This window comes from Aureivirga sp. CE67, from assembly GCF_015767245.1.
In the GTDB taxonomy this organism is placed as follows: domain Bacteria; phylum Bacteroidota; class Bacteroidia; order Flavobacteriales; family Flavobacteriaceae; genus Aureivirga.
In genome coordinates this window covers 75222-87949 of the sequence record NZ_JADOTV010000017.1, presented here as the reverse complement: position 1 = coordinate 87949, position 12728 = coordinate 75222, and the positions used below count along the sequence as shown (strand labels likewise).

Annotated in this window: 8 protein-coding genes; 7 read left to right on the top strand and 1 reads right to left on the bottom strand. The window is 30.2% G+C overall.

The window, feature by feature from the left end:
* The 3 genes from I0K12_RS16790 to I0K12_RS16780 form a co-directional block, all read left to right on the top strand.
* Positions 1–2746: gliding motility-associated C-terminal domain-containing protein (locus tag I0K12_RS16790; protein ID WP_196889297.1), on the top strand; the 2746-nt coding region annotated here is incomplete at its 5' end.
* Positions 2747–2768: 22 nt separating this feature from the next.
* Entirely contained in the window at positions 2769–3710 is a 942-nt protein-coding gene (locus I0K12_RS16785; protein WP_410548836.1) for a type IX secretion system membrane protein PorP/SprF, read from the top strand.
* 11 nt (positions 3711–3721) lie between these two features.
* Positions 3722–5722: an OmpA family protein gene (locus I0K12_RS16780; RefSeq protein WP_196889296.1), complete on the top strand. Its 2001-nt coding sequence runs from the start codon at positions 3722–3724 to the stop codon at positions 5720–5722.
* A 49-nt stretch (positions 5723–5771) separates the two neighbouring features.
* On the opposite strand, the gene I0K12_RS16775 is transcribed toward I0K12_RS16780, so the two are convergent.
* The gene (locus I0K12_RS16775; protein WP_196889295.1) at positions 5772–7985 is read right to left on the bottom strand and encodes a T9SS type A sorting domain-containing protein; all 2214 of its coding nucleotides are present in this window, start codon (positions 7983–7985) and stop codon (positions 5772–5774) included.
* 272 nt (positions 7986–8257) lie between these two features.
* Here I0K12_RS16775 and I0K12_RS16770 point away from each other — a divergent pair, with 272 nt between their 5' ends.
* From I0K12_RS16770 to I0K12_RS16755, 4 genes are all read left to right on the top strand, one after another.
* Positions 8258–9433, top strand: coding sequence for a GlmU family protein (locus I0K12_RS16770; RefSeq protein WP_196889294.1), 1176 nt, complete (start codon positions 8258–8260; stop codon positions 9431–9433).
* 606 nt (positions 9434–10039) lie between these two features.
* Positions 10040–11395: an NAD-dependent succinate-semialdehyde dehydrogenase gene (locus I0K12_RS16765; RefSeq protein WP_196889293.1), complete on the top strand. Its 1356-nt coding sequence runs from the start codon at positions 10040–10042 to the stop codon at positions 11393–11395.
* Between the two features lie 127 nt (positions 11396–11522).
* Entirely contained in the window at positions 11523–11915 is a 393-nt protein-coding gene (locus tag I0K12_RS16760; RefSeq protein ID WP_196889292.1) for a hypothetical protein, read from the top strand.
* A gap of 297 nt (positions 11916–12212) precedes the next feature.
* The gene (locus I0K12_RS16755; RefSeq protein WP_196889291.1) at positions 12213–12677 is read left to right on the top strand and encodes a c-type cytochrome; all 465 of its coding nucleotides are present in this window, start codon (positions 12213–12215) and stop codon (positions 12675–12677) included.
* Positions 12678–12728: the final 51 nt, after the last annotated feature.

The window sequence follows — 12728 nt, the reverse complement described above, 5'->3', positions numbered from 1 at the left end:
TATAAAAACAGTAACGAGTGATGTTTCCAACCTAGCAGTTGGAGATGTGGTTACTTATACTGTTTTAGTAAGCAATACCGGAAATGTTACTTTAGATAATGTTTCGATTGTCGATACTTTAACTGAATTAGATGGAGTAACGAATCCACAAACTTTAGCAAGTATTTTTGATTCTTCTTCTATGGGAAGTTTAGAAGGGATCTTACAAGTAGGAGAAGTTGCTACCTATACCGTTTCTTATACTGTAACCCAATCGGATATTGACAATGGAGGATTTGCGAATAGTGTTTTTGCAAGTGGAGATTCACCAGAAGATACAAAAGTGAATGACACTTCTGATGATAATGATGATACGGATGGAAACACGGAAGACGATCCGACAGAAATTACGATTTCAGAAGATCCTTCGATAGAAGTAGTGAAAACAGTAACGAGTGATGTTTCAAACCTAGCAGTTGGAGATGTCGTTACTTATACAGTTTTAGTAAGCAATACTGGAAATGTTACTTTAGATAATGTTTCGATTGTAGATACTTTAACGGAATTAGATGGAACTTCGAATCCACAAACATTAGCAAGTGTTTTTGATTCTTCTTCTATGGGAAGTTTAGAAGGAATCTTGCAAGTAGGAGAAGTTGCTACTTATACAGTTTCTTATACTGTAACGCAATCGGATATTGATAATGGAGGATTTGCGAATAGTGTTTTTGCAAGTGGAGATTCTCCAGAAGATACTACTGTGGAAGATGTTTCGGATGATAATGATGATGTCGATGGAAATACGGAAGACGATCCAACCGAAGTTGCGATTTCAGAAGATCCTTCGATAGAAGTAGTGAAAACAGTAACAAGTGATATTTCGAACCTAGCAGTAGGAGATGTCGTTACTTACACTGTTTTAGTAAGCAATACTGGAAATGTCACTTTAGATAATGTTTCGATTGTAGACACTTTAACGGAGTTAGATGGAACTTCAAATCCACAAACTTTAGCAAGTGTTTTTGATTCAGCTTCAATGGGAAGTTTAGAAGGAATCTTGCAAGTAGGAGAAGTTGCTACTTATACAGTTTCTTATACCGTAACGCAATCAGATATTGACAATGGAGGATTTGCGAATAGTGTTTTTGCAAGTGGAGATTCACCAGAGAATACTACTGTAGAAGATGTTTCGGATGATAATGATGATGCCGATGGAAATACGGAAGACGATCCGACAGAAATTACGATTTCAGAAGATCCTTCGATAGAAGCTGTTAAAATTGTTGATGAAATTATTGATAATGGAGATGGAATATTAGGAGCTGGAGATGAAATTATCTATAATATATCTGTTACAAATACTGGAAATGTAACATTGTCGAATGTTGTTTTACTAGATCTTTTTGAAGACTTTAATGGAAATCAATCAACATTGACTACCGAGTTTGTTGATGCATCACAATCTAGTGTTGAAGGAACTTTACAAGTTGGAGAAATTGCTACTTACACAGTTTCTTACATTTTGACTCAAGAAGATGTTGATTCAGGAGGAATTAAAAATAGTATAACTGCGACAGGAGAAAGTCCAAATGAAACAGAAGTTTCAGATGTTTCAGATGATGGTGATGATGCAGATGGTAATACAGAAGATGATGAAACAGAAACTGTAATTCCTGATTCAGCAACGCAAGGAAATCCTTCTTTAGATGTTGAAAAAACTGCCGAAATTCAAGACAATGGAGATGGTGAATTAGGTGTAGGTGATACAATTATTTACACAATAACTATTGAAAATGTTGGAAATGTAACTCTTTCAAATTTAGAATTAGAAGATATTTTTCAAAATATTGACAATGAATTATTGACGCTAACTTCTGGACCGAGTTTTACAAATGCTTCTTTAGGAAGTAGTGAAGGAACTATTCAAGTTAATGAAATTGTTACTTATGAAGCTACATATGTTTTAACGCAAGAAGATGTAGATGTTGGAGGAGTGAAAAATATTGTAATTGCAACAGCGGATACGCCTGGAGGAGAAGAAGTTTCTGATATTTCTGATGATGGAGATGATACAGATGGAAACACATTAGATGATCCAACAGAGTTAATAATTGATGCTTTATTTGAAATTTCTATTTTAAAAGAAGTAAATGAAGAAACTCCAGTGGTTGAAAATAATGTGATTTTTACAATAACAATTATGAATGAAGGAGATGTAACAGCTAATAACATTGAAGTTTCAGAAATTTTACCTTCAGGATATGAATTTGTTAATGCTGAAACGACCCTAGGAGAATATTCTGAATCATCTGGAGTTTGGACAATTGAAGCTTTACCTGTAAATGCAGTAGAGTTTTTAGAAATTGAAGTGAAGGTTTTAGGAGATGGAGATTATGAAAATATTGCTGAGATAGCTTCTTATGAAGGAGGTTTAGATGCAAATGAAAATAATAATATCGCTTCTGCTACTACAGAACCTTTATGTTTGACGATATATAATGAATTTTCACCAAATGGAGATCAAGTAAATGATACATTCATAATTGATTGTATTGAAAGATATCCAAATAATAGATTAGAGGTTTACAATCGTTGGGGAACTAAAGTTTATGAAAAACAAGGTTATTTAAACGAATGGGATGGAACATCTAAAGCTGATGCTACAATCAAGGAGGATGATGGATTACCAGTTGGAACATACTATTATATTTTAAATTTAAATGATGGAACAGAGCCAATTAAAGGATGGTTGTATATTAATAGATAAAAATTGAAACGCTTTGAAAACAATAAAAGAAATATTAAAAAAATCATCCTTATTAAAAATAATTGGATGTTTGTCAATAGCATTTTTCGTTGAAATTGAAAACGGATTTGCACAACAAGAACCACAGTATACACAATACATGTATAATACAATGGTTGTAAATCCTGCTTATGCAGGGCAGAGAAATGTACTGAGTATTTCTGGATTATACCGATCACAATGGATCGGTATATCTGGGGCTCCAGAAACACAAACTTTTGGAATTCATTCGCCTTTGAGAAATGAAAAAATCGGTTTAGGATTGACAGTTGTAAATGATAAACTGGGTCCTGCAAATCAATTATATGTTAATGGAAACTTTTCTTATACAATTGATTTGAATGAAAATGATTTAAAATTATCTTTTGGTGTAAAAGCTGGGTTTGATTATTTAAAAACAGATTGGAGTAAAGGAAAATTCAAGAATCCAGATCAGGTTTATGAAGAAAATATTAATCAATACTCTCCGTCAGTAGGAGCTGGTTTATATCTTCATAGTGAAAAATGGTATGTTGGGTTGTCTGTTCCAAGCTTTTTGACTACAAAGCATTTTAGAGAAAATGAATATGCAGTAGGAAAAGAAAGACTTCATTATTATTTAATTGGAGGTTATGTCTTTGATTTAAGTAATAATTTAAAATTTAAGCCTTCTACTTTTTTGAAAGCAGTTTCTGGTTCACCTTTAACAGTTGATTTATCTGCGAATTTTTTAATCTATGATCAATTTACAGTAGGAGCAGCATATCGCTGGGATGATTCTGTGAGTGGTTTGGTAGGGTTTCAAATGTCCAAAGATTTCTTTATAGGATATGCTTATGATTATTCTACTACAGAACTACGTCATTATAATGATGGAAGTCATGAAGTAATGTTACGTTACGAATTCAGAAAACAAAGCTCTTATTTATCACCTAGATTCTTTTAAAAAAATAGAAAATGAAAAAAATACTACTAATAATATTATCATTTTTCTGTTCTGCGGCATTTTATGCGCAGAAAGGAAAAGTGAAAAAAGGAAATAAAAAATACGACAAACTTGCATATATCGATGCAACAGAAGAATACTTAAAAGCTGTTGAAAATGGTGCAGATTCTCCTGAAGTTTATCAAAAATTGGGGAATGCTTATTTTTATAATAATAAGATGGAAGATGCAGTGAAATGGTATTCTAAATTGTTGAATCAAGATAATGATGCTGTAGATCCAATTTATTATTACAGATTATCTCAAGCTCATAAATATCAAGGGAATTATAAAGATTCAGATAAATGGATGCTGAAATTTGCAGAAAAAAGTCCATCTGATTCTCGTTCAAAGTTATTTAAGGAGTCAAGAGATTATTTAACTACGATTCCAAATAAATCAGATGAAATTCAATTAACGAATGCTAAATTTAATAGTGAGAAATCTGATTTTGGAACTTTTCTTTATAAGGATACTATCTATTTTGCTTCAAACAGAAAAGAAGGTGAAAAATATAAATGGAATAATCAACCTTTCTTAGATTTATATATCGTAGATTCTGAGAAAAATGATATAATTTCTTTTGATGAAAAACTAAACACGAAACTTCATGAATCTTCTATTGTAATTTCTCCAAATGGTGATTATGCTTTTTTTACGAGAAATAATATTATCGGAAAAAAAGAACATTCAGATTCAGATGGTGTAAACAGATTACAATTATATCGAGTTAGAAAAAATGAAGATGGAAAATGGGGGAAAGAAGAATTATTGAAAATAAACAGTGATGATTATAGTGTAGCGCACCCAACAATTAATCAAGATGGAACAAAGATTTATTTTGCTTCTGATATGCCAGGAACCGTTGGAGAATCGGATATTTATGTTGCAAAATTAGATGAAGAAGGAAATCTTGAGGAACCTCAAAATTTAGGATCTTTAGTAAATACAGAAGGTCAAGAATCTTTTCCTTTTATTAATGAAAAAGGAGATTTATTTTTTGCTTCGAATGGTCATATTGGATTAGGAGGTTTTGATAATTATGTTATTCGAGAATTTGAACATGATGATTCTTTCCAAGAAACTCTTTATGTAGATAATTTAGGAAAACCAATTAATAGCTCAAAAGACGATTTTGCTTATACTGAATATTTGTCTAGCAATAGAAAAGGTTTTTTATCTTCAAACAGAGAAAACGGGAAAGGAGATGATGATATTTATAGTTTTAAAGTGCCAAAATGTTATCAGATTATTGATGGAATTGTAAAGGATAAAAAAACAGATCAAATTATTACTGGAGCAAATGTTGTTTTAGATAATAAGAATAATGTTGTTTCAAGTCCAGAAGCAATTTCTAACGCTGATGGAACGGTATCTTTTAAGGTAGAATGTGGAACTACTTTTAAAGTTGTAGGAGCTAAAGAAAAATATACTCCAGATGAAACAGAAATTTACATTCCTAGAAGAAAAAAAGAAAATATTGTTACTTTAAGATTAAGCCTAATTCCTGAAGGAATTGTTGAAGATACTATTGTTTTTGAGGATAAAGATGGAAATGAGCAAGTAGTCCAAGTGAATCCAAAAGATTTAAAAGTAGGGCAGGATTTAAAAGAAATATTTAAGATAAATCCTATTTATTTTGATTTTGATAAGTCAACAATACGTAAAGATTCAAAAGTTGAGTTAAAGAAAATTATCAAAATCCTGAATAAGTACTCTAATCTTAAGATTGACGTACAATCTCATACAGATGTACGTGGAAGTAATACTTATAACGAAAGTCTTTCTAAGAGGCGAAATAAAGCTACTATCGCTTATTTAGTAAATGAAGGTGGAATAAATCCAAATCGAATCGTAGGAGAAGGATATGGAGAAACCCGAATTATCAATAAATGTAAAGAAGGAGTGAAGTGTAATGACACTGAACATGAAGAAAATCGAAGAAGTGAATTTATAATTCTTGAGAGTAAATAAATACGAAAAGAGGCTGAAATACAGCCTCTTTTTTAAGATTATATTTAAATTATTTAATTATAATTTTTTCAGTTTGAATAATTCTATTGTTTGAAATCATTTTTATTAGATAAAGACCTTTCTTTAATTTTGAAATATCAAGTTTAAACTCTTTTTCTTTAATGTTTGAAATAGATTTAACTTTGTAACCTGTGAAATCATATAACTCTAATGAAGAGTTTTCATTTATCATATCAGAATTTACAATAGAAATATTAAGTATATCAGTCGCAGGGTTTGGGCTAATCATAAAACTTCCGTTGTTTTGAGGAGAGTTTAAATTAAAGCTACTAAAATCAGAAAAGTAATTTAAATCTTGTTGATTCATAATATAATTTTGTAAATAACTATAATCTATTTGATAGTTTGTTAATGGGTTGTAATGTTCAAAATATATTAATTGTCTACAAGTATTTATTTCTCCTGAGTATCTTACTAATGCTTTAACTAAAGTAACATCATAAGAGTTTTCAATTGGAGTATTGTCAAATATTAAATAAGGTTCATTATAAGTAATATATTCTTCTGTTACTGTAGAGTGTTCTCCTAACTTGCTAATTGTCCATTTGATAGAATATGTTTCATTTGGATCATCAATTAATTCTTCAAATAGATTAAAAGAATATTTTCCACTAGTAGAGGATGTTGGTGTGTATTCTACATTTACATCATATTCTGGAAACTCACACACTAAATAATTTTCAATTTTAAATGATTCAAATAAATTCTCTTCAGTTTCTAATCTACTATCAAAAACATATTGGCAAACTTCCCCATTACAAGGGTTTCGTAAAGTTAGAACCATAGATGGCCTGAAAGAAAGCGTTTCATTAATTGGAAAATCGATTAATCTTATTAACTGAGAATGCTCAGGTATAAGAGTTTGGTCGATATTTAAAATTTCAGTGTCAAACCAATTACTATCATCTGGCTCTAATTTCCAATAGATATCTGCAATTTCCCAACCTGATGGGAAATTTTCAAAAATAGGTTCAAATAGTAGAGCATTATTCATAGTTAATGGAAATGTTTTATATGTAAATCCAGCATTAAAGTCTAAATCTTCACATGTTTCATTTTCATTTCCATATATAATATTTTCAATAATAGTTTCTTTTTCACATACAACAGTAATGTTAGTAAGTGTTGGATTTCCATAAGAAATAACCGAATTTATTTTTATTTTAAATTCTTCAGAACATCCTTCTATATAATTTATTAAATCAATATTTTCTTGAATATCGTCACCAAAAGATGTTGTAAAGTTAGTAATTGTTGTAGAATATAACGGAGCATCATTAGAATCTAATAGAATGATTTCATTCAAATGATATGCATTTATAGTATTGTATACAGGGTGATTAAAATGACCTCCAATTGTAATGTTTAAATTAGTATCTTCCAAATTATAATTTATATCAAAATCAAGATCTTCACAAGTTGTTCCAGGATTTTCAACATAAAACTTCTCACTATAATAGTTTTTACAATCTAATACAGATCCTGAAGCATTAATGATGAATTCTTTAGTTGTACCAGCTGGTACATTGTTAATGAAATCAATATTAAAATTTTTATTATTATTAAATAGTTCATCAGAATACAAAATAGCACCAGTTGAAGGGTCAATTATTTCGTAAGTTCCAGATGATAGAAATGTTTCTTGATTATGAAATTTAGGAATGAAAGAAAAATCAACTACTGTTCCATCATTTGAATTGATATCCATGTCAAATGTAACTTCTTCACATAAGTCCCAATTAACTTTGTAGAATTTATTAAATCCGAAATCTTGATTCCAACAAAGTGATACAGCATCCCCATTACTATCATAATGAAAAAAAGTATCAACATTAAAATTTAATTGTGTATTTGAAATTGTATGGTTACTTTCAGGATAAAAAGTTTCTGTATGCTGAAAAATTGGAAATGACTGTTGGTTAGGAAACTGAATATTGGCTATATTTACTCCCGCATTTAAAACAAAACCACCAGGCATATAAAATTCTAACGTGTGTCCTGGAGGGACTTCATTACCTTCTGTTGCTTTAACAATAGACTGAAAAGTTATTTCAATTCCATTTTCATTAACAGTACCAATAGTGTAGCTGCTTGATGGAAAAAAATCACATCCTGATGGGCTATCCACTACTTGTTGCTGTGAATATGAAAAACTTGTAAAAAGTAGAAGAAATAAAAAGGTATTAAATATTATTTTTTTCATAAAATGATTTTTAAAAATACTTCACAATAGGTTTTTGATAGTAGAATGATTTTTAAATACAAAATTATTCCACTATTAAACTTGTGTGATATATAATTGTTAATTAATATGAAAACTGCAATTTTCTTTTACCTTAGGTTCGGTAAATATAAAGAATATTTTAATGCTTTTTATAATACTATTTTAACATGTTTTAATTTACCGTAATTTGATTTTTAAGATTATTCCCAAAATTTCCCTTACTTTTATACTCGCTTACAAAACGAAAAAAGATGAACTATATATTATTCGATGGAGCTGTAAGAAACAACTTACTTCCATATACATATACAAGACCTGTTGCAGACATCCGAGTAGGAATTTTAACAATTCGTGAGAAATGGGAAAAATATCTTGGATTCACAACAACGACAATCACAGAAGAATATTTAGAAGAGAAATATCCGATGATTGAAGCAGAAAGAAATATTATGATTGATGCTTCCATTTTACCTTCAGAAGCTTTGGCTTCAATAATCAAAGATTTGAAAGAAAACCAATGTGTGGTTTATAACGAAGAAATAATTGCTTTTTTCACAACAGAAAACCAAGAAGAAGTTGATTTTGATACTTATGAAATCATCGAATTCTCTGAGGAATTAATCCAAATTCAAAATACTTGGGATATTTTCTCAAAAAACGGAGAAGCAATCAAAGCAGATTTCAAACTTCTTACAGAAGACAGAGAGTCTGAGCCAATTTCTTCAACAAACAATGTTCTAAATCCTGAAAATATTTTCATCGAAGAAGGAGCAAAAGTGGAATTCGCTACTTTAAACGCTTCTACTGGTCCAATTTATATTGGAAAAGATGCAGAAATAATGGAAGGAAGTTTAGTTCGTGGACCTCTTGCACTTTGTGATCATGCGGTTCTAAAACTTGGAGCAAAAATTTACGGACCTTCTACTTTCGGACCTTATTGTAAAGTTGGTGGAGAGGTGAATAATTCTGTTCTTTTCGGGTATTCAAACAAAGGTCACGATGGATTTTTAGGTAATTCAGTTCTTGGAGAATGGTGTAATATCGGTGCGGATTCAAATAATTCAAACCTAAAAAATAATTATGCAGAAGTTCGTCTTTGGAATTATGAAACAGAGAATTTCGCTAAAACTGGTCTGCAGTTTTGTGGTCTGATGATGGGAGATCACTCAAAATGTGGAATCAATACAATGTTCAATACAGGAACTGTTGTTGGAGTTAGTGCAAATGTTTTTGGAAGTAATTTTCCACGTAATTTCATCCCATCTTTCAGTTGGGGAGGAGCTTCAAAAATGATTACTTACCAAATGCGAAAAGTAAACGAAGTTGCTGAAAAAGTGATGGCTCGCAGAAATGTTGCTTACGACGAAGTAGAACAAAAAATTCTAGAACACGTTTTCGAAGAAACTAAAAAATATAGAAAAGATTAATTTTCATTCAAGCGATAACATTTTGTTGTCGCTTTTTTTATGATTATTTTTAATAGTGAAATTTTTCTTTTTGAAAGATAGGTAGTCAAGTTCTAGATTTTGTATTAAAAATCGAAGATTTTCAAAGGTCTTTCATAATGAGTGTAGTTGTTTTAATTACGTTAAGAAATTCCGAATCCTTGTAGGAATTTTAGTAATTAAAATACGGTTTTTTGACCTTGTTGTCAAAAAAACACCTTTTATGAAAGTGTCCTTTTTTGGTTCGTTTTTTGGACAAGCAAAAAATGAACAAGAACGTGAATAGATTTGTAAAACTCTCTGTATTTACGAAATTTTATTGAACTTGAAAATCTAATTTTGAAAGATAATAGAAGTGTAAATTAAATAACAAGGAGCTTCCCTTTTAAAAAAGGTCGGGCTTTTCGTTACAAGTTTTCTTTTTTAAAATAAGAATCTCTAAACAATCCGTGGGCTCGCTGCCGGTCGCCTCCGTTTGTTAAGAACTTCTAAAATTTTAAAAAAGAAAAGCTTTTCACTACAATCCCTAAGCTATAAAAGTAAAATAAAAAGTAATTTTGATAATTCAAAACTAAACTAGAATTAACCATGAAATTCGAAACTATAAATCCGGAAAACCAAGAAGTAATTAAAGAGTACACGTATTTAACTCGAGAAGAATTACATGAAAAATTAAACGATTCCAAACATGCATACAAATATTGGAAAGATGAAACTCTAGAAGCAAGAAAATTTTTAATCAATAATGTGAAAGAATTGCTTTTGACAAAAAAGTTAGACTATGCAAATGTAATCACAGAAGAAATGGGGAAACCAATTTCACAATCGATTGCTGAAGTTGAAAAATGTGCTTCACTTTGCGATTATTATATCAATATTGTAGAGGAAAGTTTAAATCACCGAGAAATCGAATCAGAATTTCAAAAAAGTTATGTTCGCTATGATTCTATGGGAGCAATTTTCGGAATTATGCCTTGGAATTTCCCTTTTTGGCAAGTTTTCCGTTATGCGATTCCAAATATTTTGGTAGGAAATGTGGTTTTATTAAAACATGCGCAAATCACTACAGGATGTTCTCTGAAAATGCAAGAATTATTTGAAGAAGCAGAATTGCCACATGGAGTTTTTCAAGCTTTAGTTTTAGATAAAAGAGATACGGAGGAAGTAATCAAAAATCCAATTGTTGCTGGTGTAACGCTTACAGGTAGTGAACCAGCAGGAAGAAATGTTGCTTCGCTTGCAGGGAAATACTTAAAGAAAAGTGTAATGGAACTTGGAGGTTCTGACCCTTTTATAGTTTGTAAAGATGCTGATATTGTAAAAGCAGCAAAAAATGCAGTTTTCTCAAGATTGATTAATACTGGGCAAACTTGTATTTCTGCCAAAAGATTTATCGTGGAAAAAGAAGTTGCCGAAAAATTCATCAGTGCCGCAATTATGGAAATCGAAATGATTAAAAGTGGTTCTCTTTTAGATAAAGATACGCAGATTGGTTTCATGGCTAGAGAAGATTTAGCGAATACTTTAGAGAAACAATTAGAAGATTTAGAAAAATCAGGAGGAGAAATTTTAGTAGGAGGAGATCGTGATGGAAATTTTTTCTCGCCTTCTTTAGTAAAAGTTGATAAAGAAAATACTTATGCAAATTATGAAGAACTTTTCGGGCCAATTGGAGTTGTAACTGTTGTTGATTCGGAAGAAGAATTGATTGAAATTGCAAATAATACACCTTTTGGTTTAGGTGCAGCAGTTTGGTCAGAAAATATTGAAAAAGCAGAAGAAATCGCTGCTAAAATTGAAGCAGGTTGCGTTGCAATTAATGATTTTGTAAAATCAGATCCGCGTTTTCCTTTTGGAGGAGTGAAAAATTCTGGTTATGGTCGTGAGCTTTCTTCTAATGCTTTACATGAATTTGTAAACATAAAAACTGTGTATGTGAAATAGAATTTTAATTTTTATTAAATATAATTGAAAACCAGTACTTTTTTGAAGTGCTGGTTTTTTGTTAAAATATTTTGGTATATTTTTACTTAAAAATTAGATGATTTAACACACTGTGTGATTTATAGCGATGAAGCATTTTTTTAAAAAGAATATTTTCGCATTAATTTTTATTCCAACACAAATAACACTTTTCCTTATTATGGTCAATTATTTTGATAATAAAAGAGCAGAGAATCTTAGGAAATATCATTATGTTTTATTTGAGGATGAATGTAATTGTAAAGTGAAAAAAGCAGATTATGATCGTGGTTGGACTACAATAATTTGTGAAAAAGGAGATAGTCTTCTGTTTGCTGTTGATGGTTTAGGATTATACTTAGAAAAAGAAGCCGTATTGCGTAAAGAAAAAAATGATGATACTTTCATAGTTTTTCAAAATATGAAAATGAAAAATTACAGAATAAATTATGATAGGAATTTAGACTCTAATATTGTTCCTGCTAATTCTCAAAATAGATAGAATAAACTCTTCTTGAATACTTGTTAAAGAAAATTAAACTTAATGCTTATTTAAACTTATAATTTAGAATTATTCTTAGTTACCTTGTTTGAAAATTAATAAAATATAAAGCACTGATTAATAGTTAATTAAATGATTTTTATTTTGATTTTTATTAATTTTACTTTTTCATAAGAGAAATTACTTTTAAAAACATGATAAATATCAGTTTTTTGAAAAATAGTAGCTTCTACTTTTGTAAAGTGTTCAATAAATAATTTCGAAAGAAAGTTAAATTCAAACCAAAAATCAATAAGGATGTTAAGAAAATCACTTGCAGTTTTAGCAATCGGTCTATTAGTTGTTTCTTGTGGAAATGACAAAAAAGCAGACAAGACAACTCCAGCTACGGAGCCAGCAAAAACAGAAGCTGTAGAAGAGAAAAAAGAAGAGCCTAAAAAAGAAGAATCTACTTCTACAGATGCAGCAGCTGATGCACAAGGAGGAGATATCGCAGCAGGTAAAGCTTTATTCTCTAAAAAAGCTTGTACAGCTTGTCACCAAGAAGAGTCTAAATTAGTAGGTCCAGCTCTAAAAGATATCGCAAAAATCTATAATGAGCAAAATGGAGACATGGTAAAGTTCTTAAAAGGAAATGGAAAAGCAATCGTAGATACAGACCCTGCACAAGTTGCAGTAATGCAAGCAAATTTTGCTGTTACGAAAACTTTATCTGATAAAGAACTTGAAGATATTTCAGCTTATATCAAAAGTGTAAAATAAAGCACTTTGTTTTAAAAATTTTAAGCATCTCTTTAAAATAGAGATGCTTTT